This is a genomic window from Achromobacter sp. Root565, assembly GCF_001427425.1.
GTDB classification, from domain to species: domain Bacteria; phylum Pseudomonadota; class Gammaproteobacteria; order Burkholderiales; family Burkholderiaceae_B; genus Achromobacter; species Achromobacter spanius_D.
The window spans coordinates 2,422,439-2,439,350 of the sequence record NZ_LMGO01000001.1 but is presented as its reverse complement, the minus strand read 5'-3'; the positions used below and the strand labels follow the sequence as shown (position 1 = coordinate 2,439,350).

The window sequence follows — 16,912 nt, the reverse complement described above, 5'->3', positions numbered from 1 at the left end:
GATCCGACATGATCATGACAGCGACGATAGAGTTCGGCGGCGACGGCGACAAAGGGTTCTCGGCGTCGGACCGCTACCAGGAAGTGAAGACGGCGGCCTACGAGCACCTGCTGTCCCGCATCGAGGAACTGGGCGCGGAATTCGGCCGCTGGGCGCGCTCGGCGATCCAGGAATTCGTGGACATCGAGGTCGCCAGCTTCGTGCGGCTGCGCCGGGTCGCGATCAACGAAAGCGAAATGCGCGCCATCGCCGAAGCCCTGACCAAGGAACTGGCCGGGCTCGGCCCGCTGGAAGATCTGCTGGCCGATCCGGCCGTCGAAGACATCCTGATCAACGGCTACGACAACGTCTTCGTCTCGCGCCGCGGCGTGCTGGCCCGCGAGTCGCTGCGCTTTACCGACAACCAGCACGTGCTGCGCATCGTGCGCCGCATCCTGGCGCCCATCGGCCGCAGGCTGGACGAGTCCAGCCCGATGGTCGACGCGCGCCTGCCCGACGGCGGCCGCCTGAACGTGGTGATCGAGCCGCTGGCGGTGGACGGTCCCATGGTGTCGATCCGCAAGTTCCGGCAGGACCCGCTGAAACCGGCGGACCTGCTGACGCTGGGCACTTTTGACGAAGCGATCTACCGCCTGCTGAACGAGGCCGTGAAGAATCGCTGCAACATCCTGGTGTCCGGCGGCACCAGCTCGGGCAAGACGTCGCTGCTGAACGCGCTGGCGTTTTTCATCCCTGAGAACGAGCGCGTGGTGACGGTCGAGGACACGGCGGAGCTGTCGCTCAACCATCCGCACGTGGTGCGGCTGGAATCGCGCCAGGGCGGCTTTGACGGCAGCGGCGCAGTCACCATCCGCGAACTCATCCGCAACAGCCTACGGATGCGGCCGGACCGCGTGGTGGTGGGCGAGGTGCGCGGCGCCGAGGTCATGGACATGCTGCAGGCCATGAACACCGGTCACGAAGGGTCGATGGCGACCATCCATGCGAACTCGCCGCGCGAATGCCTGTACCGGATCGAGATGCTGGCCGGCTTTGCCGGCTTTCAGGGCAGCGAGGACAGCCTGCGCCGGCAGATCGCCAGCGCGCTGGACTTCATCGTGCAGATCGGCCGCCTGTCCAACGGCAAGCGCCGCGTGCTGTCCGTGACCGAGATCACCGGCATGGGCGACAACGTCATCTCCACGCAGGAGCTATACCGCCACGACCCGTTTGCGACGCCGGACGGCGAGGAACGGGATCGCTGGAACTGGCTGGGCATTCATCCCCACACGCCCAAGCTGGCCAAGCTGCGCAACGAGGCGCGCGCCAACGACAACGCGCCGGACGACCGCGATGGCGGCGGTGGCTTCTGGAGCAGGAGGCGCTGATGCAGGACGTGATGGCGCTGTTGAGCCTGGCCGCGGTGCTGGCCGTGGGGGCGGTGCTGCTGTGGCGCCACGCCGACCGCAGCGCGCGCCGGGCCGCCAGCTCCGCGTTTCTGGACAGCCAACTGGCGCGCGGCCGCGAGGAGGCGGCGGGCGACGCGCCGTTCGCCGAGAACGCGCGCGAGTTCCGCAGCGGCCATGCCGGCTGGGACCGTCTCTTGCGCCTGGCCGGCCTTCGGCAAAGCGTTGGCCTTTACCTGCGCATCGCACTGCCTGTCGTCGCGGGCGGGGCGCTCGCCTGGACCTTTCTGGGGCCGCTGTCGGGCGCGGTGACGTTCCTGCTGCTGGCCGTGTTTGCGTACTTCCTGCTATGGCTGCGGGCAGACAAGCGCCAGCGCCGCATGATCTCGCAACTGCCGGCCTTTCTGGACAACATCGTGCGCCTGCTGACCATCGGCAACAGCATCGCCGCGGCGTTCCGGACGGCGGCCGCGGCCACCGACGAGCCGTTGCGCGAAGTGGTGGAGACCGCCGCCAGCCTCAGCAACTCAAAGGAACTGGACGCGGCGCTGGCGCACGTGTCCCGCATGTATGGCCTGAAGGAGCTGTACATGGTGGCGGCGGTTGTTTCGCTAGCGATGCGCTTTGGCGGCCGTAGCGATCAGGTGCTGGAACGCATGGCGGCCTTCATGCGCGATGTCGCCCAGGCGCGCAACGAGCTGACGGCAAGCTCGGCCGAGGTCCGGCTGTCCGCCTGGATCCTGGCGCTGCTGCCCGTGGGCGTGGCGGGCTTCATCATCGTGGCCAACAACAACCTGTTCATGGGCCTGTGGGAAGACCCGCAGGGCTTCAAGATGCTGCTGACTGCCGTCTGCCTGCAGATCGGCGGCTGCTATTGGCTGTATCGCATGGCCAAGGCCATCTGAGGGGAGGCGCCGCATGGACACCCTGCAATCCTGGAACGCGTCCACCGTGCTGGCGATGGCGCTGATGCTGGTGGCGGCAGGCCTGGTGGTGCTGGGACTGGGCATGGCGCGGCGCCTGCGCAGCCAGGACCGCAGCCGCCAGGTGGTGGATCAGGCGCTGGCCGCGCGGGAAGGTGCGGCAGCATCGGTGGCGCCGGGCGAAGAAAGACGCGGCCGGCTGGCCGCGGCCGCGCGGATGGCGGACACGTTCGGCAAGCGCCTGAGCGAGGGCCGGCTTGCCGATGCGCTGCTGGCCGCCGAAGACCGCAAGCTGGTCGACATGGCCGGCTACGCGCAGCCCGGCACCGCGCGTTCGCGCTTCGTCCTGATCCGGTTCGGCCTGGCGCTGAGCCTGCCCGTGGCCGTGGTCCTGCTGGACTGGCACAAGCAGTTGCCGCAGATGCCGCTGCGTGCGTTTGTCGCGGGATTCGTGGCGTTTGCCATCGGCTACATGCTGCCCAAGTGGATCGTGCAGCGCCGCCTGGCGCGCCGCCGCCGTCAGGCCGCCGACGAGCTGCCCTTGCTGATCGATCTGCTGCGTCTCTTGCAGGGCGTGGGTTTGTCGATCGACCAGAGCTTGCAGGTGTTGATCAAGGAGTTCGGCCAGGTGCTGCCCGTGCTGGCTTCGGAGTTGCGGCTGGCGTCGGAACTGTATGTGCGCGGCCGCACGCGCGAACAATCGCTGGCCCGCATGGCCACGGGCTTTGACAACGACGACCTGTCCGCGATCTGCCGACTGATCGCGCAGGTGGATCAGCACGGGGGCGCTGTGCAAGAGCCGCTGAACCGCTTTGGCGAACGCCTGCGGGACAAGCGGCGCCTGGAGTTGAAGGAGAAGGTGGGCAAGACCACGGTCAAGATGACCGGCGTCATGATCGTGACGCTGCTGCCCGCCCTGTTGATCGTGACGGGCGGCGCGGGGTTTATCGCGGTGTTGCGCGGCTTGTCGCGCATGGGAGGGATGTGATGGACGGCAGAATCGAAAGACGGTCGGGCGCGGCGCGCTGCGGGCTTGCGGTCACGGTACTGGTGATCGCCGCGGGCCTTGCCGGATGCCAGACCAACAAGGCCGAATCCGCCTGGCAACTGATCCAGCAACAGCAGCAGGAACAGGCGCTGATGCGGCAGCAGGAGGACGAGGCCGAGAACAAGCGGCGGCCCAAGGAGCCGGAGCTGATGCTGTCCCTGATCGTCGAGGCGCAACGTCAGGACCGGTATTTCGCCTCGCTGGCGTACATCGACGGCTTTCAACAGAAGTTCGGCAATGATCCGCGCGTGGCCGTCCTGCGCGCCGAAGCCCTGCGCCAGACCGGACAGACCGCGTTGAGCGAAGCGGCCTATCGCGCGCTGACCACCACCGATCAGGCGGCCGAGGGCTGGCATGGCCTGGGCCTCATCGCCGGCGCGCGCGGGCAGTTCGATCAGGCGGCAGATTACCTGGGGCGGGCGGCCCGGCAGTCGCCCATGGACGCGCGGATTCTTGGCGACCTGGGCTATGCGCGGCTGCGCGCGGGCGATCCGGCGGGCGCGCGGGTGCCTCTGGGGCAGGCGGCAGAATTGACGCCGGATAGCGGCAAGGTGCTGGCGAACCTGGCGGTGCTGCTGTTGGTGGAGGGCGATGCGGTGCGCGCGCAGCAGGTAATGGAGCGCGCGCAACTGGGCGAGGAAGCGCGCGGACAGGTGCTGCGCCTGGCCGCCGAGATTCGCGGCCAGTTGGCGCCGGCGCCGGGTGCGTCTGCCGCATCAGCCACCCGGGTCTCCAGCGGCGAGCAGGTTGTGTTGCCGAGGATGAGCCCGCTGATGGAAGGGCTGGGCAATGGTCCCATCGTGCGTTAACCCAATGTTCTGGAAATCCGTCATGACCCGTCCCATATCGCACGCACTTTTGATTCTGGCCTGCGCCGCGATGGCGCCTACCGCTGGACACGCACAAACGAACGCGCCGCTGACGGGCGGCATGTCCGCCGCGCCGGCCGCCATGCCGAACCGGCCGGTGGTGCAGCAGGTGCAGACGCCGCTGCCGGCGGCGCCGGCGGCAACGACAGCACCCGCGGCGTCGTCGGCCCCCGCCACGCCGGAGGCCTTCGGCGATGTGACCCGGGGGCTGCTCGCCGCGCAGGCTGACGGCCGCCGGGCGGGCAATGCCTTGCCGGTGTTGGGCCAGGTCTCCACGGCCGCGTGGAATCGTTATGTGGAGAGTTTCAAGCAGCCCATTCCCGTGTGGTTCGACCGGAACGTGGAAATCCCCAACGTCCAATAGGTTTCCCGCGCGGGTCGCTCCCGCCGCATGCCAAGACGGAGTCGCAAGCGCATGTCAGCCGGCCATCCTCGTCCCATCCCGCCGCCGCGGCAACACGGCAGCATGACCGTTGCCGCCGTGTTCGCGGTGCTGGTGGCGGCCGTGTTGCTGGGCGTGCTGCAGCTGGGTTACGGCGCTTACATGAAGCGCGAGATGCAGAAGGCGGCGGATCTGGCGGCGCTGTCGGCGGTGCAGGTGCTGAATCTGGGCGCCAGCGCGGACTGCACGCGTGCCGCCGCCGCGGGCCGCGCGTCCGCGCTGGCCAATCTGCCGAACATTCTGGACACCTTCACGGCCGCCGACCTGACGGTGGAATGCAAGGTGTGGGATCCGGCGCGGTCCGACGCCAGCGGCATGCACGTGTTCGACGCGGCGGGCGGGCAGGCGTACAACGCAGTGCGGGTCGCGGTGCGCAAGCAGCTGGCCAATCTGGTCCCCGGTGTGGGCGGCGTCACGGCGTCGGCCGCGGCGGTGGCGACGCGAACCCCGCCGGTGGCCGCCTTCACGGTGGGATCGCGCCTTCTGCGGCTGGAGCGCGGTGGCCTGCTGTCGCAACTGCTCGCCTCGGCGGGCGCCTCGCCGTCGCAGTTGGATGTGCTGGATGCCGCGGGGCTGGCCAGCGTCAACATCACGCCGGCCGGCCTGCTGGAAGCGCTGGGCCTGCCGCTGTCGGCCGCCGCCGGCGTCGGCACGCCCGAGCAACTGGCCGCGCTCAATACCCTGACGCTGGGCCAGTTGCTGAATGCGACGCTCAGCGTGATCGACAAGCAGGCCACGGCCAGCGCCGACGTGGCGCTGCTGCGCAACGCCATCAACACCGTCCTTGCCGTGATGCCGCTGAATCTGCCCGTGAAACTGCTGGGCGACGGCGGCGTGCTGGATCTGCACGTCGGGGGCGGCGACGCCAGCGCCGCATTGCAGGCCGACGTGAATGCGCTGAACATTCTTGAAACCGCGCTCGTCATCGCCAACGGCAGCAACCTGATCAACCTGGGATTGAGCGTGCCGCTGCTGGGCCTGGACGCGCGCGTGCGCATCGTCGAGCCGCCTTCCGTAGGCGTGGGCGGCGTGGGCACGCAGGCGATCAGCGCCGGCATCCGCGTCTATCTGCGCGTCAACACCACCAACATCCCGCTGGTCGGCCCCTTGCTGGCCAACACGCTGAACACCAAGGTGGACCTGCCCATCATCATCGACGTGGCGCAATCGACAGGCACGCTGCGCAAGCTGTGCGAGGCGCCGCTGCAGGAGAACCAGGCGGTGATCGATGTGACGTCGGCCGCGGCCAGTGTCTGCCTGGGACGCTTTCCCGGCATGACGTCAGCCACCGACAGCAGCGCGGCAAACTTCCAGTCGCTCACCAATCGCTGCGGACCCGGCGCGTTCGCGGCAATCGGGCGCCATCAGGTCTTGAACGTGTTGGGCATCCTGCCGCTGACGGCGCGCGTGACGCTGCCGGTGTTCAGCTCGGCGGCGCCCGTTCCGGTCACGCTGACCGAGCCGCCGTCGCCCAACGCCACGGCCACCGTCAATGCCACCAGCGTGAACCTGTCCAAGCTGGCCGCCAACCTCACGGACGCGCTGATCGGCGGCATCCTGGGCGACCTCTTCAACAGCGGCACGCCATTGACCGAGACGCAGCGCAAGGACCTGGCGACCCAGTTGGTGGGAGGCGACAAGAACAACGCGGGCAAGACGATCTCCAAAGTGGTCAACGACATGCAGTGGTCCAAGACAGCGATGGACCAGCTGGGTGCGCGCTTGACCACCGGCGGCCTGACCGGGGTGCTCGGCGGGACGCTGCAATTGGTGGGCGGCATCCTGAACTCGCTGCTGCTGGCCCCGCTCAGCGACGTGACCTGCTCCCTGGCGCTGGTGCCGGATGCGATCCGGCAGTGCCGGGTGAACGCCGTCGGCACGCTTGCCCTGAACGGCAGCGGCCAGGTCGGCGGCGTGCTATCTGTCGTCATGGTGCTGCTGGACCCCTTGCTCAGTTCGCTGTCCGTGGTGCTGCAGCAATTGCTCGACGTGCTGGGCCTGAGCGTGGGCCAGACCGACGTCGCCCTGATATCCGTGGATTGCGGCAAGCCCCGCCTGGTGTACTGATGACAACGCTCCTGACTTCCTTTTCCTTCCCTCCCGCGAGGGCCAAGCGATGAGCGAGAATTTCGCGCGCGAAGAGTTCGACGTGTACGTCTGGGAGGGCGCCTCCGACATCGCCAGCCGCGCCGAGCGCTGCCTGGCGGGCATGGACGTGTCGCTGGTGCGGGCTGATGCCGGCACGGCGTTCCCGCCGCCGCGCGATGCGTCCCGGCGCGCGGTGGCGCTGGTGTCCGTGTCCGTGATGGGCGACAAGCGCTTCGGCGGCTACGACTGGCTGGCGGCGCAAGGCATGCCCGTCATCTGGGTGGCTGCAGAAGCGCGCGGACGCGATCCGCGCTTTTACCCGCCGGAATACTCCTACACGCTGCCGCTGTCCTTCACCAGCGCGGACCTGCGCAAGCTGCTGATGGAACTGCTGGGCACGCTGAACCAGCTGGACCGCGCGGCGCCCCGGCGCGAGCAGCCGCTGATCGCCGTGTCCGAGGCCATGCAGGACCTGCTGGCGGAAGCCGAGGTTTACGCAGACTGCCGCAGCAACGTGCTGATCCATGGAGAAACCGGCGTGGGCAAGGAGCGCATTGCGCGTCTGCTGCATGACGAGGCCGCGTGGAGCGTGGGTCCGTTCGTGGCGGTCAATTGCGGCGCCATCCCCGAAGGGCTCTTCGAAGCCCATTTCTTCGGCCACGCGAAGGGCGCGTTCACCGGTGCGATCGGGGCGCACAAAGGCTATTTCGAGCAGGCCCACGGCGGCACGCTGTTCCTGGACGAGATCGGCGATCTGCCGCTGTACCAGCAGGTCAAGCTGCTGCGGGTGTTGGAGCAGAACACGGTGACGCGGCTGGGTTCGACGGCGGAAGTGCCGGTGGACTTCCGTCTGGTCGCCGCCACCAACAAGGATCTGCGGATGCTGGTGGGGCAGGGCGAATTCCGCGCGGATCTGTATTACCGGCTGGCGGTCATCGAGCTGCGCATCCCCAATCTGGAGCAGCGCGGTCCGCACGAGAAGGCGGCGATCTTTCGCGCCTTGCTGCTAAGCCAGGGCGTGCAGGACGAGCCGCCGCCGTGGCTGCTGGACCGGGTGGCGCGCACGCGCTACGAGGGCAACGTGCGCGAACTGTCCAACGTGGCCGAGCGCGTGGCCATCGTGCGGCGGCAGTTCCAGGGCTGGGACCAGCCGCGCATCGGGCGCATCTTCGATCAATTGGGCGAGCCGCTGCGGCCATCCGGCACGGCGGCCGCGCGGTTCGATCCTGCCAACTTCACCGATGCCGAGCGCGCCGAACGCGAACGCGTGCTGGCGGCGCTGGACGCCAATGGCTGGCGCCGGCAGGACACCGCGCACACGCTGGGCATCAGCCGCAAGGTGCTATGGGAAAAAATGCGCAAGCTGCACCTGGGCGCTGGCCAGAACGAATCCGCCGACGGCCTTGCCGAGACGATATGAACCCGCAATAGGGAATGGCCCGTATGCGGCCACAGTTTCGAAGCCGAATCAGACGAGAGTTCCGCTGTCGGCAGAAATAAATTGATATAGTTCCGCAACCATTTTTCTGGGGTAAACATGAACGTCCAATTTATCCGTGGCGCCGCCCGCATGGCGTTGTTGGGCTCGGCCCTGTCGGCTCTGGCCGCTTGCGCCAGCGCGCAGCCGGAACCGCCCCGGCCCACGGTTAAACAGGTCGAGGACACGCAGGCGGCATCGACGCCCGTGACTCCCCCGGCGCCGCAGCCGGCCGCGCGTCCGGCCTCCACGGTGTCAGAGCTGCAAGGCCTGATCCAGAACCGCCAGGTGTCGGAACTGCGCACGGCCTATAACGGCACCTATGGCGCCAGCCTGCTGTTCAAGCCGGACGATCTGACTTACTACGTCGCGCTGTTCCAGCAGAAGGATTTCTGGCGCGTGGTCAAGACCAAGTCCGACAAGCAGGCCGAAGCCACGTACCGCGCGTTCGTCACCCAATCCGCCGAGCTGGCCGAGGTGGACATCAAGCGCATCAAGATGCAGGCCGAAAACGCGCACGCCGAAAAGCTGCTGGCCAGCCGCAGCGCCGAGCTGAGCGCGCTGCAGGCTGACCGCACCGTGCGTCTGCAACAGGAAGAGCAGGTCGCGGCCCGTCAGCAGCAATCGCGCGAGGAAGCCACGGCGCTGGCCGGCCAGCAAAAGGACGTTCGCCAGCAACTGCGCGATCTGCAGCGCCAGATCGACGCCCTGCAGGCGCAACAGGCGCAGGTCGGCAGCCCTGCGGCGCAAACCCGGGCCAAGTAGCGCGCCTTCTTGTACTCTGGGCGTTGCACCCCATATAGACGCCATGGCTCTGAAAGTTTTTGACCTCCAGTGCGACCACGACCACATCTTTGAAGGGTGGTTCGGGTCGCACGATGACTACGACGCGCAGCAAGCGCGTGGCCTCGTCACGTGTCCGGTCTGCGGGTCGGCCACCATCACCAAGCGCCTTTCCGCGCCCCGTCTGAATGTCGCCCACCTGCACGCGCCCGCGGCCCAGCCGCTCGTGCCGGCCGGCGCGTCCGACGCTGAAAAGATGGCGGCCCTGCAGGCCGCCGTCATGCGCCAGGTGCGCGCGCTGGTTCGCAGCACCGAAAACGTCGGCCCCCGCTTCGCCGAAGAAGCGCGCCGCATCCACGAGGGCGACGCCGACGACCGCCCCATCCGCGGCACCGCCACGGTAGAAGAACGCGAAGCCCTGGCCGAAGACGGCATAGACGTGATGGCCGTGCCGGATTTTCTGGACGACGAGCGGCTGCAATAGGGCGCTGACCTGCTCAGCGCCAAAAAAAAGCCAGACCGAAAGGTCTGGCTTTTTTTGCGCTGGGCCGGATCAGTTGTTGACGCGGCTGCGGTATTCGTTGGTGCGGGTGTCGATTTCGATCTTGTCGCCGATGGCGCAGAACAGCGGCACGTTCAGTTCGTAACCGGTGTTGATCTTGGCCGGCTTGGTCACCTTGCCCGAGGTATCGCCACGGACGGCGGGTTCGGTGTAGGTGATTTCGCGCACGAGCGTGGTGGGCAGTTCAACCGAGATGGCGCGGCCGTCGTAGAAGACCACTTCCACGGGCATCGCTTCTTCCAGGTAGTTCAGGGCGTCGCCCATGCTTTCGGCTTCGATTTCGTACTGGTTGTACTCTTCGTCCATGAAGACGTACATCGGGTCGCCGAAGTAGGAATAGGTGCATTCCTTGCGATCCAGCTGAACAACTTCGAACTTTTCGTCTGCCTTGTAGACCGATTCGCTGGCCGAGGCGGTCAGCAGGTTCTTGAACTTCAGCTTGACGACGGCGGCGTTACGGCCCGACTTGTTGTATTCGGCCTTCTGGACCACGAGGGGATCCTTGCCGACCATGACCACGTTGCCGACTCGCAATTCCTGAGCGGTTTTCATCGATAAAACTCCGGGGGTGATGGGTGCACTCGCCGTGCTTGCATAAGCCGCGTGAGGCTTTGCACACCCCGGGAGGCGTCATAGTTGAGGCCCGACAGATTCAGGGCGACTCAGAAAACTCTCTATTCTAGCGTTTCTTGGCCAACTCTGCGCAAAACGCCGCCAGATTTTCGGCCAAACCCGGCAGGGCGGACTGGCTGGCATTCCATTCGCGCGCGGCATAGGACCACGCCAGCCAGGCGTCGGGCGCCAGCGCAGCGGCAACGGCCGGGGCCGTGCGGCCAGACTCCGGCCCATTCCACGCGCGGATCAGCGCGTGAGCCGTTTCCGGGGCCGGATAGCGCGCCAGCCAGGCCTCCAGCTTTTCGAGGTGGATGTTTTCGTCTTGCGGGTAGATCTGCCAGACCAGTGGGCGGGCGGCCCAGGCGGCGCGCACGAAGGAATCTTCGCCGCGCACGAAATTGAGGTCCGCGCACCACAGCAGTCGGTCGTAGTCGGGCTGAGCCAGAAAGGGCAGCCGGACGATACGGGGCGCGTTGGCGCCCTGGTAGGCCGCTTCCAGCCCGGGCGCCACGCCCTGCGGCACCAGAAGCAGGGTAGGGCGCACATCGGCCGCCAGTGCCTGCGCCAGTTCCGCCACCGGGGCCGACGGATAGCAAAACAGGGACACGGTACGGGCGCCGGCGCGCCGCAGCGCCAGCGCATCGTCCGGCACGCCGGCCGAGCGCAGGAAGGCGTCCTGCATGTCTGCCGAGCCCTGCAGCGCCTCGCGCTCCGCGGTCAGGGCCGGTTCGCGCAGCAGGCCGCCCGTGGCTGGCGTGAAGCCCGGGAAGAAAAAGTGCTTCACCAGGCCGTCGGGCCGCTGCGACGGCAGCCCGTGGCAGCTTTCGACCCACGCTTCGGCGCTCAGGTATTCCAGGTTGATCCAGACGGGGTGGCTGCGGCGCATCGATGCGACGAAGACTTCAGGCGGATCGCACGCGAACGCTTCGATCACGACGTCGCGAGCCTGCAGCGCGGCGTCTGGCGCGTCGGACCAGTGCACCACGTCCACGCTCGCCAGCCGCTGGCGCGCCGTGTCCGTCGCGATGCCGGGCTGGATGTGCGCGAAGCTGGCCAGGTCATCAACCCACAGGCGGACATCCCAGTGGAAATCGCGCGCGAGCTGGCGCGCCAGGCGCCAGCAGACGCCGATGTCGCCGTAGTTGTCGACGACCCGGCAGAAGATGTCCGCTTGCATGGCAGGCCTAGTGGAACTGCGCGGGGGCGGCCTCGGCGTCCTCGGGCAGTTCGGCATGCACCAGTTCGCCCAAGGGGTTGGGGAAGTACGGCGCGCCGCAGTCCTCGCAGTATTCGGGCGGCAGCACGCCGGGAATGCGGCGCACGTCGGTGACCCCGAATTCCTTCAGCAGCGCGGCGATCTCGTCGACCACGTCGGGCTGGCCCTCGTCCATGACCAGGTCTTCCTCGCGGCCGTAGAGCGGCCAGACGCAGCCGTAGTACACGTCGTTGCTGCTACGCGCGGTGAAGCCGATGCGGTATTCGTCGATGCGGCCTTCGCCGCAGCCCGCCACCACGGCCCGCAGTTGCGAAGCCTCAAGGTTGACGGCGCCTTCCAGCCAACTGACCGCCGCGCGCAGCGACAGCGGGCGCACCTGGCGGTCGGCTTCGCGGTTGCTGACGTAATAGGCGTCGGGCAGCAGGGCCTCGAAACCGCACCCCGGCAGCAGGGTGGCCAGCGTGGGCTGCGCTTGCGCGATCCACTGCGCCAGGCAGGCGTCGCGGCTGGCGTCGGCATCGCCCAGGTTTTCCTGCCAGCGGAAGATCGGCTCACCCTCGGGCACGGCGACCGCGCCAACGATGTACCGCGTGTCGGCCAGCATGTTCGCGGTTTCGGTGTCCGTGTTCAGCGCCGGTTTGGTGGTTTCAGCGCCCAGCGCCTGCGATCCCAGGCGTTGCAGCCACTGCCAGGTCTCGGAGAATGTGCGCGGCATCTGGTCCACGCTGACCATGAGGGGCATCAGCGTGGTGCGCGCGTTGCTGGACAGGACATGCCCGTGAAGCTGCGCCAGCAGGGCTTGCTGCGCGCTGGCGGAAATGGGGCCGGTGGGGATCGCATAGCGAGTCCAGGCGACGATGGGCGCGACGATCAGCAGGATGTCGTAGCGGACGCCGTTTTTCTCGATCTTCATCGATTCGGACAGGGTTTCAGCCTGTTCGATCAGAACCTCGTAGGCGCCCACGTCGCTTTGGGCAAGGTGGTCCAGCGCCGCTTCGAGCGGGGCGTCCTGGCCAGCCTTGAGCAGCTTCGGGATCGCTTCGCCAAGCTGGGTCTCCCAAAAGACGTCTTCGACGCGGCTGCCCGAGCGGTTCAGCGCCTGGGCAAGCGCGACCAGCCGGGTAGCGTCACGGGTCATGCGGGGAGCGGATTGGCTGCGGGATCGGGCCATAACTTCGGGGAGCGTCCATTCAGTGTGTAACGACGTAGTTTAACGCCCGGCACCCTTGGCGGGGTGACGGCGCATTGCGCCGGCCTGCCGGGTCCCGCACCCGCGCGGCATCGTGCGTGTCCACGGCAGGCGCGAAAAGCCCGCCAGACCAGCATTGATGCTTATTGGGCAACAGATTATCCCAATGTCGGGGGTTTATTGCTGGTTTGAATCGGCTGACAATGGCGGCATCGTTATTGTTTCTGGAGGCACAGCCATGCGTTGGCCCACGCTTTTTGTTTCCCACGGTTCCCCCATGCTGGCCGTCGAGCCCGGCCGCACCGGCCCCGCGCTGGCGGACTGGAGCGCCGCGCACGGCCGAAAGCCGCGCGGCATCCTGGTGGTGTCGCCGCATTGGATGGGCGAGGGACTGGCGCTCTCGACGCGCGACCAGCAGGTCGCCTGGCACGACTTCGGCGGTTTTCCGCCGGAGCTCTACACCCTGCAGTACGCCGCGCCCGGATCGCCGGAACTGGCCGCGCGCGTGCAGGCGCTGCTGGCGGAATCGGGCATCGCCGCCGACCGCGATCCTCGCCGTCCGCTGGACCACGGGGCCTGGGTCCCGCTGCGCTACCTGTACCCGGACGTGGATGTGCCGGTCGTGCAACTGTCACTGGACATGGGGCGCGACGCGGCCGGGCAGATGGAACTGGGCCGCGCGCTGGCGCGCCTGCGCGACGAAGACATCCTGATCATCGGCTCGGGGTCGCTGACGCACAACCTGCGCCACGTCCGCATGCCGCAGAACGCGCCGGCCGCCGACTACGTGCCGGGCTTCCAGGCGTGGTACGCGGACAAACTGGCGCAGCATGACGTGCCCGCGTTGCTGGACTGGCAGGCGCAGGCGCCCGGCGCGATGCAGGCGCATCCGCACGATGACCATTTGATGCCGCTGTACGTCGCGTTGGGGGCGGGCGGGACGAGCGCGTGGCGGTTGAACGACGAGGTGTCGTACGCGGCGCTGGCGATGGACGCATATCAGTTCGATTGAAGCCATTTGAATTACCAGGTGTCTGACACCCGCTGAGACACTGCGGCAAGCCGAAGATAATCTCTGGAGGGTGTCAGACACCTGCTAATTTTGAAATGTCCGACACCCGCCGAGACACTGCAGCAAGCCGAAGATCATCTTTGGAGGGTGTCAGACACCTGCTAATTTTGAATGTCCGACACCCGCCGAGACACTGCAGTAAGCCGAAGATCACCTTTGGAGGGTGTCAGACACCTGCTAATGTGGAAAGGTGTCTGACACCCGCCGAGACACTGCAGCAAGCCGAAGATCATCTTTGGAGGGTGTCAGACACCAGCTAATGTGGAAAGGTGTCTGACACCCGCTGAGACACTGCAGGAAGCCGAAGCTCATCTTCGGAGGGTGTCAGACACCTGCTAATTTGACACCCCCGCCGCAAATGAAAAAAACGCCCCGGAACCGAAAGGTCCCGGGGCGTTCCTATTACGCTTCAAGCGTTGCCGATCAGGCCGCCAAAAGCTGGCGCAATACGAACGGCAGGATCCCGCCGTGCTGGTAGTAATCGACCTCGATCGGCGTGTCGATACGCAGCAGCACGGTCACTTCCTGCTTCGAGCCGTCCTTGCGCGTGATCGTCAGCGTCACGTCCTGCATCGGCTTGATGCCGTTTTCCAGGCCGGAGATGTCGTACGTTTCTTCGCCGGTGATGCCCAGCGACTGCACGCTGTCGTCGCCCTTGAACTGCAGGGGCAGCACGCCCATGCCCACCAGGTTGCTGCGGTGGATGCGCTCGAAGCTGCGGGTGATGACCGCCTTCACGCCGAGCAGTTGGGTACCCTTGGCGGCCCAGTCGCGCGACGAGCCGGTGCCGTATTCTTCGCCGCCGAACACCACGGTGGGCGTGCCGGCCGCGACGTACTTCATGGCGGCGTCGTAGATCGACATCTGTTCGCCGGTGGGCTGGAACAGGGTTTCGCCGCCTTCGAAGCGGCTGCCGTCCGGCAGCGCGGGAATCATGAGGTTCTTGATGCGCACGTTGGCGAACGTGCCGCGCATCATGATTTCATGGTTGCCGCGGCGCGAGCCGTAGCTGTTGAAGTCGGCTTTCATGACGCCGTTTTCCTTCAGCCACTTGCCCGCGGGCGAGCTTTCCTTGATGGAGCCGGCCGGCGAGATGTGGTCGGTCGTGACCGAGTCGCCGAACACGCCCAGCGCGCGCGCGCCCTTGACCGTGGGCATTGCGCCCGGCGTCATGCCGAAGCCTTCGAAGAAGGGCGGTTCGGCAATGTACGTGGAGTCGGGCCAGTTGTAGGTGTCGCCCGTGACGCCCTTGATGTTTTCCCACAGCTTGCCGGGGTTGGTCTTGACCTGGCCGTAGTTGGCTTGGAAGGCATCCGGGTCCAGCGCGTACTTGAGCAACGCGTCGATTTCCTCGGTGGTCGGCCAGATGTTGCCCAGCCACACGTCGCCGTTCTTGCCGCGGCCCACGGGCTCGGTCATCAGGTCGCGCGTCACGGTGCCGGCCAGCGCATAGGCCACGACCAGCGGAGGCGAGGCCAGGAAGTTGGCTTTGATGTTCGGATGGATGCGCGCCTCGAAGTTGCGGTTGCCCGAGAGGACGGCCGAACACACCAGGTCGTTGCTGGTGATGGCTTCGTTCAGGTCCGGCGTCAGGTCGCCGGCGTTGCCGATGCAGGTCGTGCAGCCGTAGGCGGCCACGTCAAAGCCCAGCTTCTCCAGGTACGGCAACAGGCCCGTCTTGGTCAGGTATTCAGTGACCACGCGCGATCCGGGGGCCAGCGAGGTCTTGATGTGCTTGGGCACCGTCAGGCCGGCTTCCACGGCCTTCTTGGCCAAGAGGCCCGCCGCCAGCAGCACGCTGGGGTTGGACGTGTTGGTGCAGGACGTGATGGCGGCGATCAGGATGTCGCCGTTCTTGATCTTGGTGCCGGTGCTGGTGGTGAAGGTCTGATCCAGCTTTTCGGCGGGCTGGTTGAAGCCGTTTTCGGCGACGGGCTTGGAGAACAGGTCGATGAACGTGTTCTTGACGTTGCCGATCTCGATGCGGTCCTGCGGACGCTTCGGGCCGGCCAGCGATGGCGCGACGGTGGACAGGTCCAGCGTCAGCAGCTTGGTGAAGTTGATGTCCTGGGAAGCCGGGACGCCGAACATCTTCTGCGCCTTGAAATAGGCCTCGAAGGCGGCGATTTCGTCTTCGGTGCGGCCGGTGCCGCGGAAGTAGTCGATGGTGCGTTCGTCGACCGGGAAGAAACCCATGGTGGCGCCGTACTCGGGCGCCATGTTGCCGATGGTGGCGCGTTCGGCCACGGTCAGGCTGGCGGTGCCTTCGCCGCAGAATTCGACGAACTTGCCCACCACTTTTTCACGGCGCAGCATTTCGGTGATGGTCAGCACCAGGTCGGTGGCGGTGACGCCGCCGCGCAACTGGCCCTTGAGCTCGACGCCCACCACGTCCGGCGTCAGGAAGTACACGGGCTGGCCCAGCATGCCGGCTTCTGCTTCGATGCCGCCCACGCCCCAGCCGACCACGCCGATGCCGTTGATCATGGTGGTGTGGCTGTCGGTGCCCACCAGCGAGTCGGGGTAGTAGACGTTGTTCTTCTTGTCCTGGTGCACGCCGCGCGCCAGGTATTCCAGGTTGACCTGGTGGACGATGCCAAAGCCCGGGGGCACGACGCCGAAGGTGTCGAACGCCTGCATGCCCCACTTCATGAACTGGTAGCGCTCTTGGTTGCGCTTGAATTCCAGCTTCATGTTCAGGTCCAGCGCGTTCTTTGTGCCGAAGTAATCGATCATGACCGAGTGGTCCACCACCAGGTCCACCGGCACCAGGGGTTCGATGCTCTTGGGGCTCTTGCCCATCTTGTCGGCAACCGAGCGCATGGCCGCGATGTCGGCCAGCAGCGGCACGCCGGTGAAGTCCTGCAGCACAACCCGGGCGACCACAAAGGGAATCTCATCTTCGCGCTTGGCGTTGGCCTGCCAGTTGGCCAGCTGCCGGACGTGTTCTTCAGTGACTTTCTTGCCGTCGCAGTTACGCAGCACGGATTCCAGCACGATGCGGATGGAGACCGGCAGCCGCTGCACATCGATGCCGAGCGATTTGCCCAGCGCCGGCAGCGAGTAGAACTGACAGGACTTGTTGCCGATCTTGAAATTCTTGAGTGTGTCTAGGGTGTTGTGCGGCATGATGGACTCCGTGGTTTTGCCCAGGCTGAAGGCGGCATTTTCAGGCGTTTCGGCAGGTTTGTCATTGTCTCTTGGACAAGTTTGCCGAGGGTCTATATCTTGGTTTATGTCTTA

The 16,912-nt window shown here is 66.5% G+C and carries 14 protein-coding genes; 10 read left to right on the top strand and 4 right to left on the bottom strand.

Annotation, left to right across the window (positions count from 1 at the left end; all coding sequences use genetic code 11):
- The first annotated feature begins 8 nt into the window (after nucleotides 1–8).
- The 9 genes from ASD71_RS10905 (at nucleotide 9) to ASD71_RS10865 (ending at nucleotide 9,499) form a co-directional block, all read left to right on the top strand.
- Nucleotides 9–1,367: a CpaF family protein gene (locus tag ASD71_RS10905; protein ID WP_056563230.1), complete on the top strand. Its 1,359-nt coding sequence runs from the start codon at nucleotides 9–11 to the stop codon at nucleotides 1,365–1,367.
- Complete coding sequence (locus tag ASD71_RS10900; RefSeq protein ID WP_056563227.1) at nucleotides 1,367–2,290, top strand: type II secretion system F family protein; 924 nt, start codon at nucleotides 1,367–1,369, stop codon at nucleotides 2,288–2,290. Before ASD71_RS10905 ends, ASD71_RS10900 begins: the two co-directional genes overlap by 1 nt.
- Before the next feature lie 13 nt (nucleotides 2,291–2,303).
- Entirely contained in the window at nucleotides 2,304–3,296 is a 993-nt protein-coding gene (locus ASD71_RS10895; RefSeq protein WP_056563225.1) for a type II secretion system F family protein, read from the top strand.
- Nucleotides 3,296–4,165, top strand: coding sequence for a tetratricopeptide repeat protein (locus tag ASD71_RS10890; protein WP_056563222.1), 870 nt, complete (start codon nucleotides 3,296–3,298; stop codon nucleotides 4,163–4,165). The genes ASD71_RS10895 and ASD71_RS10890 overlap by 1 nt, the downstream gene beginning before the upstream one ends.
- Nucleotides 4,166–4,187: 22 nt before the next feature.
- Nucleotides 4,188–4,589, top strand: a complete 402-nt coding sequence (locus ASD71_RS10885; protein WP_056563220.1) for a DUF3613 domain-containing protein — start codon at nucleotides 4,188–4,190, stop codon at nucleotides 4,587–4,589.
- 102 nt (nucleotides 4,590–4,691) lie between these two features.
- The gene (locus ASD71_RS10880; protein WP_056563216.1) at nucleotides 4,692–6,734 is read left to right on the top strand and encodes a TadG family pilus assembly protein; all 2,043 of its coding nucleotides are present in this window, start codon (nucleotides 4,692–4,694) and stop codon (nucleotides 6,732–6,734) included.
- Between the two features lie 49 nt (nucleotides 6,735–6,783).
- Nucleotides 6,784–8,175 (top strand): sigma 54-interacting transcriptional regulator, encoded by a 1,392-nt coding sequence (locus tag ASD71_RS10875; protein WP_056563213.1) that lies wholly within the window; start codon nucleotides 6,784–6,786, stop codon nucleotides 8,173–8,175.
- A 117-nt stretch (nucleotides 8,176–8,292) separates the two neighbouring features.
- Nucleotides 8,293–8,997, top strand: coding sequence for a DUF2968 domain-containing protein (locus ASD71_RS10870; protein WP_056563210.1), 705 nt, complete (start codon nucleotides 8,293–8,295; stop codon nucleotides 8,995–8,997).
- A gap of 43 nt (nucleotides 8,998–9,040) precedes the next feature.
- Nucleotides 9,041–9,499 (top strand): DUF1178 family protein, encoded by a 459-nt coding sequence (locus tag ASD71_RS10865; RefSeq protein WP_056563207.1) that lies wholly within the window; start codon nucleotides 9,041–9,043, stop codon nucleotides 9,497–9,499.
- Nucleotides 9,500–9,568: 69 nt separating this feature from the next.
- Here the strand turns inward: ASD71_RS10865 and efp are convergent, their stop codons facing one another.
- The 3 genes from efp to ASD71_RS10850 form a co-directional block, all read right to left on the bottom strand.
- A complete protein-coding gene (gene efp, locus ASD71_RS10860) occupies nucleotides 9,569–10,129 on the bottom strand; it encodes an elongation factor P (RefSeq protein ID WP_006225610.1) in 561 nt (186 codons plus the stop codon).
- A gap of 127 nt (nucleotides 10,130–10,256) precedes the next feature.
- Entirely contained in the window at nucleotides 10,257–11,369 is a 1,113-nt protein-coding gene (gene earP, locus ASD71_RS10855) for an elongation factor P maturation arginine rhamnosyltransferase EarP (protein ID WP_056563204.1), read from the bottom strand.
- A gap of 7 nt (nucleotides 11,370–11,376) precedes the next feature.
- Nucleotides 11,377–12,579, bottom strand: coding sequence for a DUF2863 family protein (locus ASD71_RS10850; protein ID WP_056563201.1), 1,203 nt, complete (start codon nucleotides 12,577–12,579; stop codon nucleotides 11,377–11,379).
- Nucleotides 12,580–12,835: 256 nt separating this feature from the next.
- Between ASD71_RS10850 and ASD71_RS10845 the strand changes: the two genes are divergently transcribed.
- The gene (locus ASD71_RS10845; RefSeq protein ID WP_082578855.1) at nucleotides 12,836–13,609 is read left to right on the top strand and encodes a class III extradiol ring-cleavage dioxygenase; all 774 of its coding nucleotides are present in this window, start codon (nucleotides 12,836–12,838) and stop codon (nucleotides 13,607–13,609) included.
- Nucleotides 13,610–14,092: 483 nt separating this feature from the next.
- Here ASD71_RS10845 and acnA read toward each other — a convergent pair whose 3' ends face one another.
- Complete coding sequence (gene acnA / locus ASD71_RS10840; RefSeq protein ID WP_056563195.1) at nucleotides 14,093–16,798, bottom strand: aconitate hydratase AcnA; 2,706 nt, start codon at nucleotides 16,796–16,798, stop codon at nucleotides 14,093–14,095.
- Nucleotides 16,799–16,912 lie beyond the last annotated feature (114 nt).

Bases quoted from the DNA above. Each gene is read 5' to 3' on its own strand.
- ASD71_RS10905 (WP_056563230.1), top strand. From the start codon at position 9: ATGATCATGACAGCGACGATAGAGTTCGGCGGCGACGGCGACAAAGGG.
- ASD71_RS10900 (WP_056563227.1), top strand. From the start codon at position 1,367: ATGCAGGACGTGATGGCGCTGTTGAGCCTGGCCGCGGTGCTGGCCGTG.
- ASD71_RS10895 (WP_056563225.1), top strand. From the start codon at position 2,304: ATGGACACCCTGCAATCCTGGAACGCGTCCACCGTGCTGGCGATGGCG.
- ASD71_RS10890 (WP_056563222.1), top strand. From the start codon at position 3,296: ATGGACGGCAGAATCGAAAGACGGTCGGGCGCGGCGCGCTGCGGGCTT.
- ASD71_RS10885 (WP_056563220.1), top strand. From the start codon at position 4,188: ATGACCCGTCCCATATCGCACGCACTTTTGATTCTGGCCTGCGCCGCG.
- ASD71_RS10880 (WP_056563216.1), top strand. From the start codon at position 4,692: ATGACCGTTGCCGCCGTGTTCGCGGTGCTGGTGGCGGCCGTGTTGCTG.
- ASD71_RS10875 (WP_056563213.1), top strand. From the start codon at position 6,784: ATGAGCGAGAATTTCGCGCGCGAAGAGTTCGACGTGTACGTCTGGGAG.
- ASD71_RS10870 (WP_056563210.1), top strand. From the start codon at position 8,293: ATGAACGTCCAATTTATCCGTGGCGCCGCCCGCATGGCGTTGTTGGGC.
- ASD71_RS10865 (WP_056563207.1), top strand. From the start codon at position 9,041: ATGGCTCTGAAAGTTTTTGACCTCCAGTGCGACCACGACCACATCTTT.
- efp (WP_006225610.1), bottom strand. From the start codon at position 10,129: ATGAAAACCGCTCAGGAATTGCGAGTCGGCAACGTGGTCATGGTCGGC.
- earP (WP_056563204.1), bottom strand. From the start codon at position 11,369: ATGCAAGCGGACATCTTCTGCCGGGTCGTCGACAACTACGGCGACATC.
- ASD71_RS10850 (WP_056563201.1), bottom strand. From the start codon at position 12,579: ATGGCCCGATCCCGCAGCCAATCCGCTCCCCGCATGACCCGTGACGCT.
- ASD71_RS10845 (WP_082578855.1), top strand. From the start codon at position 12,836: ATGCGTTGGCCCACGCTTTTTGTTTCCCACGGTTCCCCCATGCTGGCC.
- acnA (WP_056563195.1), bottom strand. From the start codon at position 16,798: ATGCCGCACAACACCCTAGACACACTCAAGAATTTCAAGATCGGCAAC.